This window comes from Kitasatospora sp. NPDC127111 (genome assembly GCF_042677465.1).
Taxonomy (GTDB): domain Bacteria; phylum Actinomycetota; class Actinomycetes; order Streptomycetales; family Streptomycetaceae; genus Kitasatospora.
On record NZ_JBHXTG010000067.1, the window covers coordinates 31,316 to 50,971 of the forward strand.

Genomic DNA, 19,656 nt, shown 5'->3' on the forward strand with positions numbered 1-19,656 from the left:
AAGGCGTCCATTCGGATGGCGAACGAAGAGAAGCTCCGCGACTACCTCAAGCGGGTCACCACCGACCTTGCCCAGACCCGGGAGCGCCTGCGTGAGGTGGAGAGTCGACAGCAGGAACCCGTGGCCATCGTCGGGATGGCGTGCCGGTTCCCGGGCGGTGTGTCGTCGCCGGAGGAGTTCTGGGAGCTGGTGGCGTCGGGCAAGGACGCGATCGGTCGTTTCCCGACGGACCGCGGCTGGCCCGAGGACCTGGTCGACCCGGATCCGGACGCCCTCGGCAAGAGCGTCTCGGGCGAGGGCGGATTCCTCTACGACGCGGGCGAGTTCGACGCGGAGTTCTTCGGGATCAGCCCGCGCGAGGCGGTCGTGATGGATCCGCAGCAGCGGCTGCTGCTGGAGACGTCGTGGCAGGCGTTGGAGGGTGCGGGAATCGATCCGACGGGGTTGCGGGGCAGCGCGACCGGTGTGTTCGCGGGGCTCTTCTACCACGACTACCTGCCGTTCCACCCGGTGCCGGAGGAGGCCGAGGGGTATCTCGGCACCGGGGGCATGGGGTCGGTCGTCTCGGGGCGGGTGGCGTACGCGCTGGGTCTGGAGGGGCCGGCGGTGACGGTGGACACGGCGTGTTCGTCGTCGCTGGTGGCGCTGCACCTGGCGTGCCAGTCGTTGAGGTCGGGTGAGAGCTCGCTCGCGCTGGCCGGCGGTGTCACCGTCATGTCGACGCCCGGGACGTTCATCGACTTCTCGCGGCAGCGCGGGCTGGCGGCCGACGGTCGCTGCAAGGCGTACGCGGAGTCGGCGGACGGCACCGGCTGGGGCGAGGGCGTCGGCGTCCTGGTGCTGGAGCGCCTGTCGGACGCGCGCCGTCGCGGACACAAGGTGCTCGCGGTGGTGACCGGCACGGCGGTCAACCAGGACGGTGCGTCGAACGGTCTGACGGCGCCGAACGGCCCCTCCCAGCAGCGGGTGATCCGTGCCGCGCTGGCCGGAGCCGGGATCGGTGCCGACGGTGTCGACGTGGTCGAGGGCCACGGGACGGGGACCCGGCTGGGCGACCCGATCGAGGCCCAGGCACTGCTGGCGACCTACGGCCAGGAGCGTCCGGCCGACCGGCCGCTGCTGCTCGGCTCGGTGAAGTCCAACATCGGCCACGCCCAGGCGGCGGCCGGCGTCGCGGGCGTCATCAAGATGGTGACCGCGATGCGGCACGGGATCGTGCCCGCGACGCTGCACGCGGACGAGCCGTCCTCGCGCATCGACTGGGAATCCGGCGCGGTCCGGCTGGTGACCGAGGCGCAGCCCTGGCCGGAGACGGGCGAGCGGCCCCGACGCGCCGGTGTGTCGTCGTTCGGGTTCTCCGGCACCAACGCGCACGTGATCGTCGAGCAGGCACCGGCCGAGGAGGCCGCCGCGCCTTGCACGGACGGCCGGGTACTGCCGGTGGTGCCGTGGGTGGTGTCGGGCCGGTCTGCTGCCGCTCTCGCCGGACAGGCCGAGCGGCTGGCGAGCTTCGCCGAGCAGCGCCAGGACATGGACGTTGCCGATGCGGGCTGGTCGCTGGCGACGTCGCGGGCGGCGCTGGAGCACCGAGCGGTGGTGCTCGGCTCCAACGGCGACGAACTGGCCTCAGGGCTCAGGGCCTTGGCCGAGGGGCGTGAGGTTCCCGAGGTGGTGTCCGGAACCACCGGCGCCGCGGGCAAGGTCGGTTTCGTGTTCACCGGGCAGGGTGCGCAGCGGATCGGGATGGGGCAGGGGCTGTATGCGGCGTTCCCGGTGTTCGCCGAGGCCTTCGACGCGGTGTGCGCCGGTCTGGCCGAGCACCTGGACGGCTCCCTGGCCGCGGTGATCCGTGGTGAGGGTGAGGGCCGGATCGACGATACGGGGTGGGCGCAGCCGGCGCTGTTCGCGATCGAAGTCGCGTTGTTCCGGCTCCTGGAGTCGTGGGGTGTGTCGCCACAGGCGGTGGCCGGCCACTCGATCGGTGAGCTGGCCGCCGCGCACGTGGCCGGGGTCTGGTCGCTGGACGACGCCTGCGCGGTGGTGGCCGCTCGCGGCCGTTTGATGCAGCAACTCCCCACCGGTGGCGCCATGGTGGCCGTCGAGGCGACCGAGGAGCGGGTCCTTGAAGCGATCGCGGGCCGCACCGGCGTCGGCATCGCCGCGGTGAACGGCCTGAACGCCGTGGTGATGTCCGGTGTCGAGGACGAAGTGCTCGCCGCCGCCGAGGAGTTGGCGCAGGCCGGGGCGCGCACCAAGCGTCTGCAGGTCTCCCATGCCTTCCACTCGCCGCTGATGGAACCGATGCTGGCGGAGTTCACCCGCGTCGTCGGCGCGGTCGATTACCAGCAGCCCCAACTCACCCTCGTGTCGGCGCTGACCGGCGAGCCGGTGAGCGACGAGGTCACCGACCCGTCGTACTGGGTGAAGCACGTCCGTGAGGCCGTCCGCTTCTGCGACGCGGCGAACGCGCTGCGCGCCGCCGGTGTGCGGACGTTCATCGAGATCGGCCCCGACGGCATCCTGTCCGGCATGGGCCCGCAGACCCGTGCGGACGCCGAGGCCGACGAGGTCTGGCTCCCCCTGCTCCGCCGCGGCCGCGACGAACCGCGCGCCCTGCTCACCGCCCTCGCCAAGGCCTTCGTTCGCGGCGTGCCCGTCGAGTGGGGCGAGCTCTACGCGAACACCGGCGCCCAGCGGATCGACCTGCCCACCTACGCGTTCCAGCGGCAGCGTTACTGGCTGCCGGCCGGATCCGTCGCGGTGGACGCGGCGGGGCTGGGCCAGTCCCCGGCGCGTCACCCGCTGCTGGGTGCGGCGGTGACGCTGCCGGCCAGCGGCGGTCTCGTCCTGACCGGTCGGCTGTCGCTGGCCCGGCAGCCCTGGCTGGCCGACCACGTGGTCGCCGGCCGGGTGGTGGTGCCCGGAGCCGCGCTGGTCGAGATGGCGGTGCGCGCGGCCGACGAGGCCGGCTGCGGCCGGGTCGACGAGCTGCTGATCGAGTCGCCGCTGGTGCTCCCCTCCCAGGGCGGCGTCCGGGTGCAGGTGACGGTGGACGAGGCCGACGAGGCCGGTCACCGCGCGGTGGCGGTCTACGCGCAGACCGAGGACGCGACGCTCGCGGAGGAGTGGACCCGTCACGCGACGGGCTCGCTGGCCCCGGCCGATGCGACGGCCGACAGCGCGCTGACCGAGTGGCCCCCGGCCGGCGCGGAGGCCGTCGATCTGGACGGGTTCTACCCGGCACTGGCCGCCGGCGGTCTCGCCTACGGTCCGGTGTTCCAGGGGCTGCGCGCGGCCTGGCGGCGTGGCGAGGAGCTGTTCGCCGAGGTGGCGCTGCCGGACGGCGTGAGCGCGTCCGGGTTCGGGCTGCACCCTGCCCTGCTGGACAGCGCGCTGCACGTGGCGGGCCTGAGGGCCGACGGCGACGACGCCTTGACGCTGCCGTTCGCGTGGAGCGACGTGACGGTGCACGCGTCGGGCGCATTGGCGGCGCGGGTGCGGGTGGCGCCGGCGGCCTCGGGCGAGGGCGTGTCGGTGACGCTGGCCGACGCCGCGGGCGAGTCGGTGGCGTCCGTGGGGTCGTTGGTGCTGAGGCCCGCGTCGGCCGAGGACCTCGCGGGCGGCGCGGGTTCCGCGGCCGGGTCGATGTTCGGGGTGGAGTGGGTCCCGTCCGTGGTGGCGGCCCCCGGCGGGCCGAACGGCCGGTGGGCCGTGCTCGGGGAGGAGCTGTCCGGCGCCGAGTCCTATGCCGATCTGGCCGCGCTGCTGGCGGCCGTCGGCGCGGGCGAGGCCGTTCCCGAGGTCGTGGCGGTGCGGGCCGTGCCCACGCCGGCTCCCGACGATGTCCCGGGTGCGGCGCGTGGCGCCGCCGTCGGCGCGCTGGAGCTGGTGCAGGAGTGGCTGGCCGCGGACGCGCTGTCGGCGTCGCGGCTGGTGGTCATGACCGAGCGCGCGGTGGACGCGGGCCCGGAGGCGCTGGTGGAGATCGCGGCCGCTCCGGTCTGGGGTCTCGTCCGAGCGGTCCAGGCGGAGAATCCCGGCCGGGTGCTGCTGGCGGACCTGCCGGACCTGTCCGCCGACGTCGTGGAGTGGCTGCGGGCCGGGGTCCGGCTCGGCGAGCCGCAGTTCGCGGTGCGGGCGGGCCAGCTGCGCGTGCCGCGACTCGTGCGGGTGCCGTCCGCACCCACCCCGACCGGCACCGTGGAAGGCCGTGCGGGCACGGTGCTGGTGACCGGCGCTTCGGGCGCGCTCGGCGGCCTGGTCGCCCGGCATCTCGCGGCGACCGGACGGGCCGAACGGCTGCTGCTGGTCTCGCGTCGTGGCATCGACACCGTCGGGATGCCGGAACTCGTCGCCGAGCTGAAGGAGTTGGGCGCCGACGTCAACGTGGCCGCCTGCGACGTGGCCGACCGTGACGAGCTGGCCGGGGTCCTGGACGGCGTGCCGCTGAGGGGCGTCGTCCACGTGGCGGGAGTCCTCGACGACGGGGTCGTCGCCGCGCTGACCCCGGAGCGGCTGGCGGCGGTCATGCGTCCGAAGGTCGACGCGGCATGGCACCTGCACGAGCTGACGCGCAGTCACGATCTCGACACCTTCGTGCTCTTCTCGTCGATCGCCGGTGTGGTCGGCAACGCGGGCCAGGCCAACTACGCGGCGGGCAACACCTTCCTGGACGCGCTGGCCGTCCACCGGCGCTACCTCGGACTGCCCGCCGTGTCGCTGGCGTGGGGGCCGTGGGAGCACGGCATGGCCGGCGAACTCACGGACGCCGACCGTCGGCGGATGGCCCGCCAGGGCGTGCGTCCGTTGTCGGACGCGCGCGGGCTCGCCGTCCTGGACGCGGCCGCCGGCCGGCCCGAGGCGCTGCTCGTGGCGGCCGAGCTGGACCTGCCCGCGCTGCGGCGCTCCGGCGACGTCCCGCCGCTGCTGTCGGGCCTGGCCCGGGCGACGCGGGCCGGCTCGCACACCCGTCGCACGGTCGGTCAGCCCACCGCCGGCGACCAGAACGCGCTGGCCGCCCGGCTGGCCGCCCTGAGCCCGGACGAACAGCGGGAGTCCGTGCGGGAGTTGGTCCTGTCGCAGGCCGCCCTGGTGCTGGGCATGTCCGGACCGGGCAGCCTCGACGCGGACCGGTCCTTCCGCGACGTCGGTTTCGACTCGCTCACCGCCGTCGAACTGCGCAACCGCCTCGGCAACGCCACGGGACTGCGCCTGCCGGCCACGGCGGTCTTCGACTACCCGACGCCGGCGGCGCTGGCCGGGTTCGTCCTGGCCGAGCTGGTCGGTGAGGGCGGTCCCGCCTCGGCGGGTTCCGCGCTCCAGACGCGCGGCCGCGCACCGGTGGATGACGACCCCCTGGTGATCGTCGGGATGGCGTGCCGGTTCCCGGGGGGCGTGTCGTCGCCCACCGAGTTCTGGGAGCTGCTCGCGTCGGGTGCGGACGCCATCGGAGAGTTCCCCGCCGACCGCGGCTGGGCGACGGACGTCTACGACCCGGACCCGGAGGCCGCCGGCAAGAGCGTCTCGCGCGAGGGCGGATTCCTCTACGACGCCGCGGACTTCGACGCGGAGTTCTTCGGGATCAGTCCGCGGGAGGCCGTGGCGATGGATCCGCAGCAGCGGCTGCTGCTGGAGACCTCGTGGGAGGCGTTGGAGGACGCGGGAATCGATCCGACGGGGTTGCGGGGCAGCGCGACCGGTGTGTTCGCGGGGCTCTTCTACCACGACTACCTGCCGTCGCACTTCGTGCCGGAGGAGGTCGAGGGGTATCTCGGCACGGGTGGGACGGGGTCGGTCGCCTCGGGGCGGGTGGCGTACGCGCTGGGTCTGGAGGGGCCGGCGGTGACGGTGGACACGGCGTGTTCGTCGTCGCTGGTCGCGCTGCACCTGGCGTGCCAGTCGCTGCGCTCGGGTGAGAGCTCGCTCGCGCTGGCCGGCGGTGTCACCGTCATGTCGACGCCCGGGACGTTCATCGACTTCTCGCGGCAGCGCGGCCTGGCCCCGGACGGTCGCTGCAAGGCGTACGCGGAGGCCGCGGACGGCACCGGCTGGGGCGAGGGCGTCGGCGTCCTGGTGCTGGAACGCCTCTCCGACGCGCTGCGCAACGGCCACAAGGCGCTCGCGGTGGTGCGCGGTTCGGCGGTCAACCAGGACGGTGCGTCGAACGGTCTGACGGCGCCGAACGGTCCGTCGCAGCAGCGGGTGATCCGGGCGGCGCTGGCCAGCGCGGGTCTGTCCGCGAGCGACGTGGACGTGGTCGAGGGCCATGGGACGGGGACCCGGCTGGGTGACCCGATCGAGGCGCAGGCGCTGCTGGCGACCTACGGGCAGGGGCGTCCGGAGGACCGGCCGCTGCTGCTCGGCTCGGTGAAGTCCAACATCGGCCACGCCCAGGCCGCCGCCGGTGTGGCCGGGGTCGTGAAGATGGTGACCGCGATGCGGCACGGGATCGTGCCCGCGACGCTGCACGTGGACGCGCCGTCCTCGCACGTGGACTGGGACGCGGGCGCGGTCCGGCTGGTGACCGAGGCGCAGCCCTGGCCCGATGCCGGGCGTCCGCGGCGTGCGGGGGTGTCGTCCTTCGGCTTCTCCGGCACCAACGCGCACGTCATCATCGAGCAGGCGCCCGACCAGGGCGCTGTTGACTCGCCCGCCGGCGGTGTCGTGCCCCCGGTGGTGCCGTGGGTGGTGTCGGGACGCACTGCGGAAGGTCTCGCCGGGCAGGCCGAGCAGCTGACGGCCTTCGTTCAGCAGCAGGACGTCGACCTGGCGAGCGTGGGCTGGTCGCTGGCGACGTCGCGGGCGGCGCTGGAGCACCGAGCGGTGGTACTCGGCTCCAACGGCGACGAACTGGTCTCCGGGCTCAGGGCCTTGGCCGAGGGGCGTGAGGTGCCCGAGGTGGTGTCCGGCGCCGTGGGTGGTGTCGGCAAGGTCGGTTTCGTGTTCACCGGGCAGGGTGCGCAGCGGATCGGGATGGGGCAGGGGCTGTATGCGGCGTTCCCGGTGTTCGCCGAGGCCTTCGACGCGGTGTGTGCGGCTCTGGCGGAGCATTTGGACGGTTCCCTCGCGGCGGTGATCCGTGGTGAGGGTGGGGGTCGGATCGATGACACGGGGTGGGCGCAGCCCGCGCTGTTCGCGATCGAGGTGGCGCTCTTCCGGCTTCTGGAGTCGTGGGGTGTGTCGCCGCAGGTGGTGGCCGGCCATTCGATCGGTGAGCTGGCGGCCGCGCACGTGGCCGGGGTCTGGTCGCTGGACGACGCCTGCGCGGTGGTGGCCGCTCGCGGCCGGCTGATGCAGCAACTCCCCACCGGTGGCGCCATGGTGGCCGTCGAGGCGACGGAGGAGCGGGTCCTCGAAGCGATCGCGGGCCGCACCGGCGTCGGCATCGCGGCCGTGAACGGCCTGAACGCCGTGGTGATGTCCGGTGTCGAGGACGAAGTGCTCGCCGCTGCCGAGGAGTTGGCCCAGGCCGGGGCGCGCACGAAGCGCCTCCAGGTCTCCCATGCCTTCCACTCGCCGCTGATGGAACCGATGCTGGCGGAGTTCGCCCGCGTCGTCGCCTCCGTCAGCTACCGCACCCCCAGGCTGGCCATGGTCTCCGCCCTGACCGGCGAGCCGGTCACGGACGACGTCACCGACCCGGCCTACTGGGTCAAGCACGTCCGCGAAGCCGTCCGCTTCTGCGACGCCGCGAACGCCCTGCGCAACGCCGGTGTGCGGACGTTCATCGAGATCGGCCCCGACGGCATCCTGTCCGGCATGGGCCCGCAGACCCGCGCCGACGCCGAGGGCGAGCCCGAAGCGTGGCTCCCCCTGCTCCGCCGGGGCCGCGACGAACCGCGCGCCCTGCTCACCGCCCTCGCCAAGGCGTTCGTCCGCGGCGTGCCGGTCGGCTGGGACAAGCTCTACGCGAACACCGGCGCCCAGCGCGTCGACCTGCCCACCTACGCCTTCCAGCGGCAGCGCTACTGGCTGACCGCGGTCGGCGCCAGCCGCGCCGAGGACCTCGGCCTCGGCACCCCCGCCCACCCTCTCCTGGGGGCGGCCGTCGAACTGCCGGCGACCGGCGGCGTCGTCCTGACCGGGCACCTGGCGCTGTCCGCACAGCCGTGGCTGGCCCAGTCCCTCGTGACCGGTCGCGTGGTGGTGCCCACGGCGGCGCTGGTCGACATCGCGGTGCGGGCTGGCGACGAGGCCGGCTGCGGCCGGGTCGGGGAACTGACCGTCGAGATGCCGTTGGTGCTTCCGGAGCGCGGCGGCGTGCGCATCCAGGTGACCGTCGGGGAGGCCGATCCCGCCGGGCTGCGGGAGGTCACGGTGTTCGCGCGGGCGGCCGAGGGGGAGTGGGTGCGGCATGCGTCCGGCACCCTGGTCCCGGACGCCGAGGAGACTGCGGGCGGCGACGCCCTCGCGGACACGGCGGCGTGGAGCGTGCAGTGGCCGCCCACCGGCGCCGAGGCGGTCGACGTGGACGCGCTGTACGAGCGGCTGGCGGCCGCCGGGCACGGGTACGGGCCGGCGTTCCGGGCGGTCCGGACGGCGTGGCGGCGTGGCGACGAGGTGTTCGCGGAGGTGGCGCTGGCCGAGGGGACCGAGGTGTCCGGGTTCGGGGTGCACCCCGTCCTGTTGGACGCCGCGGTGCAGCTCGTCGGCCTGGAACAGCTGGAGCGGACGGCCGGGCAGGGCCTCTTCCTGCCCTTCGCGTGGAGCGACGTGGTCGTTCACGCCTCGGGCGCGATGGTGGCGCGCGTACGGGTGGCGCCGGCGGCCTCCGGCGAGGGCGTGTCGGTGACCCTGGCCGACCAGGCCGGACAGCCGGTCGCCTCGGCCGGATCGGTGGTGCTCGGGCCGCTGGCCGTCGGCACCCTGGACCAGGCCGCGGGGGTGGCCCGTGACGGGCTCTTCCGGGTGGACTGGGTGCCGGTCGCCGCCGCGACGGAGGCGCCCGGGGAGCCGGGCCGTCCGTGGGCGGTGCTCGGCGACGACGGTGGCCTGGCCGTGCCCGGTGCCGCGGCGTACGCGGACGTGCCGGACCTGGTCGCCGCGCTGGAGGCGGGCGCACCGGTGCCGGAGGCCGTGCTCGTCTGCTGCACCCCCGCCCCCACCCCCGTCCCCGCGGACGTGCCGGCGGCGGCGCGGGCCGCCGTGCTGCGCGTGCTGGAGGCGATCCGGGACTGCCTGTCGGCCGGCGCCCTCGACGGTTCGAAGCTGGTGGTGGTGACCGAGCGCGGTGTGGACGCGGGTTCCGGCGCGGGCGTGCGCCTGGAGAGCGCGGGCGTGGTCGGACTGGTGCGTGCGGCCGCCGGCGAGCATCCGGAGCGGATCGTGCTGGCGGACGTCGCGGTGCTCGCGGACTCCGGGGCTCTGGTCGTGGCCGGAGCGGCGCTGGGGGAGCGCGAGTTCGCGGTGCGCGACGGGGAGGTGCGGGTGCCGCGACTGGCGCGTGCGGCCGACGCGAACGACCGCGGCCCGAACGACCGCGACGTAACCGACCGCGACGCAACCGATCCCGCTGCAACCGACCCCGGCCTGAACGACCCCGGCCTGAACGACCCCGACGCGCCGCCCGCCGCCCGCCGTCCCGCCACCGTCCTGGTGACCGGCGCCTCCGGTGCGCTCGGCGGCCTGGTCGCCCGGCACCTGGCGGTGACCGGACAGGCCGAACGGCTCCTGCTCGCCTCCCGCCGCGGTGTGGCCGCCGCCGGCATGCCCGCGCTGGCCGCCGAGTTGGCGGGCGCCGGGGCGGGCGTGCGGGTCGTGGCGTGTGACGCCGCCGACCGTGCGCAACTGGCGGGCGTCCTGGACGGCGTGCCGCTCACCGGGGTCGTCCACACGGCGGGCGTCCTGGACGACGGTGTCCTCGGCTCGCTCACCGCAGACCGGGTCGAGCAGGTCATGCGGCCGAAGACCGACGCCGCCTGGCACCTGCACGAGCTGACCCGCGACCTGGGCCTGGACACCTTCACCCTCTTCTCGTCGGTGGCCGGCGTCTGGGGCACCCCGGGCCAGGCCAACTACGCGGCGGGCAACACCTTCCTGGACGCCCTGGCCGCCCACCGGCGCCACCTCGGTCTGCCGGCCGTGTCGCTGGCGTGGGGACCCTGGGAGCAGGGCATGGCCGGCGAACTCACCGAGGCCGACCGCCGGCGGATGGCCCGCCAGGGCCTGAAGCCGCTGTCCGCGTCCGAGGGGCTCGCCCTGCTCGACGCGGCGGCCCGGGCCACCGACCCCCTGCTGGTGACGGCGCGCCTGGACCTGCCCGCGCTGCGCCGCCCCGGGAGCGTCGTCCCCGCCCTGATGACCGGGCTCGTCCGCCCCGGCCGGCGCACGGTGGGACGCTCCGCCCCGGAGGCCGGGAAGAACCTGCTGAACCAGCTGGTCGCGCTCCCGCCCGAGCAGCTGGAGGAGGCCGTCCTGAACCTGGTCCTGACCCAGGCGGCCCTGGTGCTCAACCGGCCCGGCTCCGAGTCCATCGAGGCCGCGCGGTACTTCCGCCAGCTCGGGTTCGACTCGCTGACGGCGCTGGAGTTCCGCAACCGGATCACCGGCGCCCTCGGGCTGCGACTCCCCGCCGCGGTGGTCTTCGACTACCCCACGCCCGTGGAGCTCGCCCGGTACCTCCGGGACCGGATCGCCGAGCAGGAGATCGACTACGAGCCGGTGCTGAACGAACTCGACCGGCTCAAGTCCCTGCTGACCGCGATCGCCCGGCGGGGCGGCCAGAAGGCGAAGATCACGAGCCGTCTCGAACACCTCCTGGAGGAGTTCCGCGGCGCGGACCCGGACGGCGCCTCCTCCGACGAGGACGGCCCCTCCGACGAGGACATCATCGGGGCGACGGACGACGAGATCTTCGACCTGATCGACAAAGAGCTGGGGATCTGAGCGATCGGGCACCGGCGGGAAGACCGGCGGACCCCAACCGACCTGGAACGGCAGAGGAGTGACGTGATGATTTCCGCGGAGAGGCGCAAGCCTGCGGATCCGGGTGACGACGCGGGAGTCTCCCCCCGGGAAGAAGCGCTGTGGCTGTTCGAGTCGCTGGTGCCGGGCACTCCCGTGAACAACCTGTCCGCGGCGTTCGCCGTCGCGGGGCGGGTGGACCCGCTGCGGCTCAACGCGGCGCTGGCCGTGGTGCTGCGCCGCCACGAGGCGCTGCGCACCGTCTACCGCAGCGACGGCACCCGGCTGGCCAGGCGGGTGGTCGGCCCGGACGAGTTCCGGCTGGACCTGGTGCAGGTCGTGCTGGCGGGCGAACCGACCGAGGCCGACCTCGCGTCGGTGACCGCCGCGCCGTTCGCCCTGGACGGCGGGCCGATGCTGCGAGCGGTGCTCTTCCGCGCCCCGGCCACGGACGTCCTCTGCGTGACGGCCCACCAGCTGGTCTTCGACGAGGCGTCCGTCCCGCTGTTCCTGACGGACCTGGCGGCCGCGTACGAGAACACGGCCGGCGCGGACACGACCGGCGCTTGCACGGCCGGCGCGGACACGACCGCCAGGGACACGACCGCCTGGGCCGGGCCGGTCCCCAGCCGGGAGAGCCTCGCCTTCTGGCGCGAGGAGCTGGCCGGCGCGACCACCGACACCATGGAGCTGTCCTGCACCGAGCCCGAGCCGGACCGGCCGACGCTGGCGGCGGCGGAGCTCGTGCGCACCCTGCCGGCCCGTACGGTGGCCGGGGTGCGCGGCCTTGCCGCGGAGCTCGGCGTCCCGGAGTCGGCGGTCCTGCTGGCCGCCTACTACGTGCTGCTGGAGGCGTGCGGCGCGGGGCCCGACCTGCTGGTGGGCTTCCCGGTCGACGTCCGGCCGGAGCACGCCGCCCGCGCGATCGGGTACCACGTCACCCATGTGCCGCTGCGGCTGCGGCTGGACCGGGAGGAGAGCGTCCGCGACCTGGTGCGCCGCAGCGGCGAGCGGCTGCGTGCGGGCGTGGCGCACGCCGACGTGGCCGTGGACGCGCAGGCGGACCTGCTGCCGGCGGCGCCGTCCGGACGGCGCTCGCTGCCCTTCCGGCACGTGTTCGAGCACCGGAGCGGGAGCGGTCCCGCCGCGTTCACCCTCGACGGCCTGGCGGCCAGGCCGTTCGCCGCGACGAGCGGCTTCGGCAAGTTCGACCTCGACCTCCGCGCCACCTCGACGGAGGACGCGATCGCGCTGCGGGCCGTCTACCGGACCGAGCTCTTCGAACCGGCCCACGCCGAGCTGTTGTTGGAGCGCTTCGCGGCGGTGCTGTCCTCGTTCACGGACGACCCGGACCGGGCGGTGGCCGAGGTCGACTGGTGGTGCGAGCGGGACCACCAGATCGTCGGGGCGGCGAACGACACCACCCGGCCGGTCGAGCCCGCGTCGGTGCTCGAAGCCGTCCACGCGCAGGTGCTGCGCTCGCCCGGGGCCGTGGCCGTCGTCGAGGGCGACCGTTCGGTCGGGTACCGGCGGTTGTGGAGCGCGGCGCACGTCGTGAGCGCCCGTCTCCGGGAGGCCGGCGTCCGGACCGGGGACGTGGTGGCGGTGGCCCTTCCGCGCGGGCCGGAGCTGGTCGCGGCGGTCCTCGGGACGTGGCTGGCGGGCGCGGCGTACCTGCCCGTCGACACGGCCCACCCCGAGGAGCGGATCCGCTACCAGCTGTCCGACTCGGCCGCGCGGGTCCTCGTCACGACCGCGGACGCGGCCGGCGGCCTGGCGCAGGCCGCCGAGGACGGCCTGGTCGTGCTGACCGCGCCGGCCGTCGAGGACGCGCCGGAGCCCGGGGCGGGGACCGGGCCGGGGACGGAACCGGGCGCGGAAGCGGGGCCGGAAGGGGGTACGGAACCGGCGGCGACCGACGCCGGGCCCGGCGCCGTGGACCCGAAGGCCTGCGCGTACCTGATGTACACCTCGGGCTCGACCGGCCGGCCCAAGGGGACGCTGATCGACCACGCGGCCCTGGCCAACGTCGTCGCGCACTTCGCCGAGCAGTTCGGTGCCTCGGCCGGCGACACCACGCTGTGGACCACGACGTTCGCGTTCGACATCTCCGGCCTCGAACTGTTCGTGCCGCTGGTCTCCGGCGGCCGCCTGGTGGCCGCCCCCGACGCGGCCAGGAGCGACGGCCGGGTGCTGCGGGAGCTGATCGAGCGGCATGGGGCGCGGTTCGTCCAGGCGACGCCCACGACCTGGCGGCTCGTCATCGACCGGGTGGCGGACTGCCTGCGCGGTCGCGGCGTCATCGTGGGCGGTGAGCCGGTGCCGTTGTCGCTGGCCCGGCGGCTGGTGGCGGCCGGCTGCGTGCTGCACCACGCCTACGGGCCGACCGAGACGACCATCTGGTCGACGTCACGCGTCCTGGTGGACGAGCCGGAGGGCCGCTTCGACGTCGGCAGGCCGATCCGCAACACCAAGGTCCACGTCGTCGACCGGCACGGCCGCGACCTGCCGGTGGGTGTCCGCGGGGAGCTCTGCATCTCGGGCGTCGGCGTGGCGATCGGCTACCACGGCCGGCCGGACCTCAACGCGCAGCGCTTCGGCGAGCACCCCGCGTACGGGCGGTTCTACCGGACGGGCGATGTGGCGTGCTGGCGTGCGGACGGTCTGATCGACCTGTTCGGCCGGAGCGACCGCCAGGTCAAGCTCCGCGGCAACCGGATCGAACTCGGCGAGATCGAGGCGACGCTGCTGGCCCACCCCGAGGTCGGCGGCGCCGCGGTGATCATGGTCGGCGACCCGAGCGCGGACGCCGTGCTGATCGGCTGCCTGGAGCCGGCCGCCGGCCCGATCGACACCGCGAGCGTCTGGGCGCACGCCCGCGCGCGGCTGTCGCGGTCGATGCTGCCCGGGGACCTCGTGACGGTCGACTCGATGCCGCTCAACGGCAGCGGGAAGGTCGACTACCCCGCGCTGCAGCGGATGGTGGAGGCCCGGCGCGCGGCCGCGGCCCGGCCGGGCCCGGAGCACCCGGGACGGGACCGCCGCCCGGACGGCCCGGACGGCCCGGACGGCCCGGACCGCGCGGACGGCCCGGACCTGGACGAGCTGACGGCGGAGCTGACGGGGCTGTGGCGGAGCATCCTGCAGGACGAAGGGCTCGACGCCGACACGGACTTCTTCGCGTCCGGCGGGAACTCCATGCTCGCCGCCCTGGCGATGCAGGAGTTCCAGAACCTCAGCGGCGTGTCGATCAGCCTCGCCGAGGTGTTCGAGCGGCGCACCCCGCGGGAGCTGGCCGCCGCCGTCCGGGACGCGGCGCGGCGCGAGGCGGCGGCAGCGGTCGGCTGACGGAGGCCGGGGCGGGTGCGGGGCGGGCGCGCGAAGCGGCCCTGCGGGGTGTCCCGCAGGGCCGCGCCCCGGCCCGACCGCCGTTACTGCTCGCCCTGCCCGTCGGCGCCGAGGTAGGCGAGGACGGCCCGGACCCTGCGGTTGGTGTCGTCGTCGTTGGCGAGCCCGAGCTTGGCGAAGATCGTGGTCGTGTACTTGCTGATCGAGCCCTCGCTGAGGAAGAGCTGGTTCGCGATCGCGGTGTTGGAGAGCCCCTCGGCCATCAGCGCGAGGACGGAGCGCTCCCGTTCGGTGAGGGTGGCGAGGGGGTTGGCCCGCATGGGCCGGCCCAGCAGCTTGGCGACGACCGTGGGGTCGAGCGCGGTGCCGCCGTCGGCGACGCGGTGGACGGCGTCCATGAACTGGCCGGCGTCCAGGACACGGTCCTTCAGCTGGTAGCCGATGCCACCGTGCCCGTCCGCGAGGAGCTCGCGCGCGTACAGCTGTTCCACGTGCTGGGAGAGGATCAGCACCGGCAGCCCGGGGATCTCCCGGCGCGCGGAGAGCGCCGCCTGGAGTCCTTCGTCGGAGAACGTCGGCGGCAGCCGGACGTCCACGATCGCCGCGTCCGGCCGGAGGCCGACCAGTGCCTCCAGCGCGGCGGGCCCCGAGTCGACGGCCGCGACGACGGTGTGGCCGTACGCCTCGACGAGGCGCACCAGCCCGTCGCGGAGCAGGAAGAGGTCTTCGGCTACGACAATTCGCACGGCACCGCCACGGTGATACGAGTGGGTCCTCCGGCCGGGCTGTCGATCTCCAGGCGTCCGCCGAAGGCCGCCATGCGGCGCTCGATGCCGCTCAGCCCGGACCCTGTGGATGCGGCGGCTCCGCCGATTCCGTCGTCGCTCACGGTAGCAGTGAGCATCCGCGCCGCGTAGCTGAGTTCGACCTTGACCCGTTCGGCGCGGGAGTGCTTGGCCACGTTGGCCAGCAGTTCCGCGACGGAGAAGTAGACGGCCGACTCGACGGGGCGTTCGGGCCGCGCGGGCACGTGGCTGAAGACGTCGACCTCCACGGAGGAGTCGAGGGCGAGGGCCCGCAGGGCGTCGACCAGGCCGCGCTCGGCGAGGACGGGCGGGTTGATGCCGCGGACGAGCGAGCGCAGCTCGGCGAGCGCGGTGGCCGACGTGGCGCGGGCCTCGGCGAGGATCGCCTTCGCGGCCTCGGGGTTGGTGTCGACGAGCTGCTCGGCGGCGCCCATCGACATGCCCATCGCCACCAGCCGGGCCTGGGCCCCGTCGTGCAGGCCCCGCTCGATGCGTTCCAGTTCGGCGGCCTGGGTCTGGGTCAGGTCGGCGCGGATGGCCTCCAGTTCCTCCACCCGGCGCCCGAGCCGGGTGCTCGGGACCGGCCCGAGGAACCGGCGCGCCAGGGGGCGGAGGATCCGCCACGCGAAGGGGGCGCCGGCCAGGCCGGCCACGATCACGGCGATGCCGTAGCCGGTGAGACCGGGCGTCAGGGCCATGTAGCCGCCGTAGCCGAGCGCGAGCAGCGGCAGGGCCGCGACCGGCAGCACGGTGACCGAGGCGACCAGGGCCCACATGCCGTCCCAGTGCAGCTGCGGGTCGTGGAACCGGGCGTGCACCTTGGCGCGCCGGCGGGCCTCCCGCTCGGACTTGTGGTACTCGTGGCCGTCCCACCAGAAGCCCGTGGCCATCCGGGTGACCGGCGGGACCGGGCGGTAGGTCACCCGGATGTCCAGGCCGAGCCAGTTCGCCGCGCACCGGCGCGCGGCCTTGGCGAGCGCCCGGCTGGTCAGCGGGTGCACGACCCACAGCGAGACGGCGACCCAGAGCACCACCACCAGGGTCTCCCCGAGGGTGGCCAGCGCGCGGACGGCCAGGGGGGCGGACAGTCCGTCGGACCAGGAGTAGGCCAGCGCGGAGCCCCCCACCCCGACGGGCACGGCGACCACGGCCATCACACAGGTGAGCCCGGTCAGCACCACGGACCGGTAGAGCCCGAGCCCGATCTCGGTGCCCCACCGCAGGGGATCGCCCCCTGGACGTCTCCTCATCGGCCAGTTCCTTTCGCAGCGGTGATCATTGTGTCAGCGGGGGCCGGGTCCGGGACCCGGTTCGGGAACGGCGCCGGGTCCGGGACCCGGTTCGGGAACGGGCCGGGGGCTGGGCCCGGGGTCGGGACCGGCCCGGTACGCCGGATGGCCGGATACCGCGGGCGGTCCGGCCATCTGAGGGGCGGAGCAGGTCCTCAGCACGTCACTTCTTGGCGGGGGCGGGGAAGGCGGCGCTCAGCGCGGAGCCGCGGGTGATGACGGCGACGCCGATCAGGGCCAGGGCGGACAGGCCCTGGATCACGGCGTACCACGCCGGGCAGAGGCCGGGGATCAGGTCCACGCCGATGATCGCGATCGGCATGATCGTGGAGAGGGTGCGCAGCCGGTCGAAGGCCTTGTAGGAGCCCTGGGCGGCGCGGACGGTGAACCGGTGGAGCAGGAAGGCGACCAGGAACAGGATGGCCCCCCGGATCCACATGAACGGGCTCGCCTCGTGGCCGGTGAACGCCATGACCGCGACCGTGCCGAGGACGATGGCGCCGACGGCCCCGAAGAGCGTGATGCACTTCTTCACCGTGTCGAATGCGTCCTGGGTGCGGGAGTCGCCGAGCTGCGCGGTCGCGGTGGTGATGTCGCCGGTGTTCGCCATGGTCCTTCTCCTTCGTGTCGTTGTGCTACCGACAGTACGGATCGCCGGGCCGGCTCGACATGGGTCTGTCCGTACGGGTGGGTGGGGCTGGACCCACTCCTCGGCCGGCGCCCGGAATCCGGTGTTCAACGTGTTCAACTGCCGCACGCGGCAAGGCCGTTGGCGTTGTTACGATCCTGCGCAAGACCAGGGCCGGGTGCGCTCCCCCGTAGCACCCGGCCCTTCCCTTTTTCGGCCAGGGCCGACCGACCCCGGGGAGAGGGGAATCGCCGCGCGCGCCTCGTCGAGGAACAGAGACCGGAGAAGAACAGGAACCCCGACCCCAGAGAAGTGAGGGTGATCATGAACGACAACGGTGCACCCAACGTGTTCCTCACCGGCGCCGCGGCGCTCACCGGTGCGGAGCGGCTGCGCCACGTGGCGGACGTCGATGTGGCCAAGGTGAAGGTCCCGCTCGGCAACCGCTACGAACACTTCGAGGCCAGTTCCGAGACCACTCTCGTCGACGACCGCGAGCTGCGGGTCTTCGTCTGGACCCACAGCACGTACGTGGCCGAGTGACGCGTCGAGGACACTGAGCGACCCGCACGCCGAAGCCGTGCACCGTCCGGGCCCCGGACGGTGCACGGCTTCGGGCGTGTCACCGGCGGTTGTCCGTACCGCGGCCGATGTGCCACATTGCGATGGAGCGCGTGCCCGCCGTGCTCGCGCCGTCACCCGACTCGACCTGAAAGGATCCCATGAGCACCGAGACGCTGGAGTTCCAGGCCGAAGCGCGGCAGCTCCTGCAGTTGATGGTCCACTCGATCTACTCGAACAAGGACGTCTTCCTGCGCGAGCTGATCTCCAACGCGTCGGACGCCCTGGACAAGCGGCGCCTCGCCGGCCTCACGGACGAGCGCCTGCGGGCCGACGACCTGCACATCGGCATCGAGGCCGACAAGGACGCCCGCACGCTGACCGTGCGGGACAACGGCATCGGCATGTCCCGCGAGGACGTCGTCGGCCTCATCGGCACCATCGCCCGCTCCGGCACCGCCGAGACCCTGCGCCGGCTGCGGGAGAACAAGGAGTCGGCCGAGCTGATCGGCCAGTTCGGCGTCGGCTTCTACTCGACCTTCATGGTCGCCGACCACGTCACCCTCCTCACCCGCAAGGCCGGCGAGGAGACGGGCACCCGCTGGGAGTCGGACGGCGAGGGCACCTACACGATCGAGACCGTCGACGACGCGCCGGAGGGCACGTCGGTGACCGTCCACCTGCGTCCCAAGGACGAGGAGGACGCCCTCTACGACTACACCGACGAATGGAAGATCCGGGAGATCGTCAAGCGCTACTCGGACTTCATCTCCTTCCCCATCCGGATGGGGGAGGAGACGCTCAACTCGATGAAGGCCCTGTGGGCCCGGCCGCGGTCCGAGGTCAAGGACGAGGAGTACCGGGAGTTCTACCGGCACGTCACCCACGACTGGACCGACCCGCTGGAGACCATCAGCATGCGGGCGGAGGGCACCTTCGAGTACGAGGCCCTGCTCTTCATCCCCTCGCGCGCCCCGCACGACCTCTTCCAGCGCGACGGCCGCCACGGCGTCCAGCTGTACGTCAAGCGCGTGTTCATCATGGACGACAGCCGTGAGCTGCTGCCCGACCACCTGCGCTTCGTCAAGGGCGTCGTGGACGCCGCCGACCTGTCGCTGAACATCTCCCGCGAGATCCTCCAGCAGGACCGGCACATCCAGCTGATCCGCCGCCGCCTCGCGAAGAAGGTCCTGTCGACCGTCAAGGACCTCATGACCAACGACGCGGAGAAGTACCGCACGTTCTGGCGCGAGTTCGGCCGGGCCGTCAAGGAGGGCCTGCTCGGCGGGGCCGAGGACCCGAAGGCGATCCTCGACATCGCGTCGTTCGCCTCCACCGCCTCCGAGGAGCCGACCACCCTGGCCGACTACGTGGCCCGGATGAAGGACGGCCAGGACAAGATCTACTTCATGACCGGCGAGAGCCGCGCCCAGGTCGAGAACTCCCCGCACATGGAGGCGTTCCGGGCGAAGGGGTACGAGGTCCTGCTGCTCACCGACCCGGTGGACGAGATCTGGGTCGAGACGGTGCCGGCGTACGAGGGCAAGGAGTTCCGGTCGGTCGCGCGCGGCGCGGTCGACCTGCCCGCCGAGGAGGTGTCCGAGGAGCGCTCCGGCTCGTACGAGCCGCTGCTGACCTGGCTGAAGGAGGTGCTCGCCGACGTGAAGGACGTCCGGCTGACCACCCGGCTGACCAGCTCACCGGCCTGCCTGGTCAGCGAGGTCGACGGCCTCACGCCGACCCTGGAGAAGATGTACAGGGCGATGGGCCAGGACGTCCCGCCGGCCAGGCGCATCCTCGAACTCAACCCCGAGCACCCGCTGGTCGGCGGGCTGAGGACCGCGCACGAGGAGCGCGCCGGCGATCCGGAGCTGGCGGAGACGGCCGAGCTGCTGTACGGCACCGCGCTGCTCGCGGAGGGCGGCGACCTGGCCGACCCGGCGCGCTTCGCCCGGCTGCTTGCCGACCGCCTGGTCCGGACGGTGTGACCGGCTGCGTGACCGGCTGACGCACACCACCGGAGCGGGGCCCCCCCACACCCACCCGCCGGCCCCCCACCCAAAAGGGGACCACCACCAGACCCCCCCCCCCCCCCCCGACAGCACCGACCGGGGGCGGCCGC

6 protein-coding genes and 1 pseudogene are annotated in these 19,656 nt (G+C 74.0%); 4 read left to right on the plus strand and 3 right to left on the minus strand.

Features of this window, described 5'->3' with window-relative positions:
- Positions 1-33: 33 nt before the first annotated feature.
- Both ACFVHB_RS31105 and ACFVHB_RS31110 read left to right on the plus strand, forming a co-directional pair.
- Positions 34-10,884 (plus strand): annotated as a pseudogene (locus ACFVHB_RS31105) (SDR family NAD(P)-dependent oxidoreductase); the annotation flags it as partial.
- 66 nt (positions 10,885-10,950) lie between these two features.
- Positions 10,951-14,250, plus strand: coding sequence for an amino acid adenylation domain-containing protein (locus ACFVHB_RS31110; RefSeq protein WP_380328882.1), 3,300 nt, complete (start codon positions 10,951-10,953; stop codon positions 14,248-14,250).
- An 83-nt stretch (positions 14,251-14,333) separates the two neighbouring features.
- On the opposite strand, the gene ACFVHB_RS31115 is transcribed toward ACFVHB_RS31110, so the two are convergent.
- The 3 genes from ACFVHB_RS31115 to ACFVHB_RS31125 all read right to left on the minus strand — a co-directional run bounded on the left by ACFVHB_RS31115 (position 14,334) and on the right by ACFVHB_RS31125 (position 16,955).
- Entirely contained in the window at positions 14,334-14,996 is a 663-nt protein-coding gene (locus tag ACFVHB_RS31115) for a LuxR C-terminal-related transcriptional regulator (protein WP_380328884.1), read from the minus strand.
- Positions 14,981-16,306, minus strand: coding sequence for a sensor histidine kinase (locus tag ACFVHB_RS31120; protein WP_380328886.1), 1,326 nt, complete (start codon positions 16,304-16,306; stop codon positions 14,981-14,983). The genes ACFVHB_RS31115 and ACFVHB_RS31120 overlap by 16 nt, the downstream gene beginning before the upstream one ends.
- 202 nt (positions 16,307-16,508) lie before the next feature.
- Positions 16,509-16,955 carry a hypothetical protein gene (locus ACFVHB_RS31125; protein WP_380328888.1) on the minus strand — a complete coding sequence of 149 codons (447 nt, stop codon included), beginning with the start codon at positions 16,953-16,955 and terminating at the stop codon, positions 16,509-16,511.
- Positions 16,956-17,297: 342 nt separating this feature from the next.
- Between ACFVHB_RS31125 and ACFVHB_RS31130 the strand changes: the two genes are divergently transcribed.
- Both ACFVHB_RS31130 and htpG read left to right on the plus strand, forming a co-directional pair.
- A complete protein-coding gene (locus ACFVHB_RS31130; RefSeq protein WP_380328890.1) occupies positions 17,298-17,516 on the plus strand; it encodes a DUF5988 family protein in 219 nt (72 codons plus the stop codon).
- Between the two features lie 179 nt (positions 17,517-17,695).
- A complete protein-coding gene (htpG, locus tag ACFVHB_RS31135) occupies positions 17,696-19,522 on the plus strand; it encodes a molecular chaperone HtpG (protein ID WP_380328892.1) in 1,827 nt (608 codons plus the stop codon).
- Positions 19,523-19,656 lie beyond the last annotated feature (134 nt).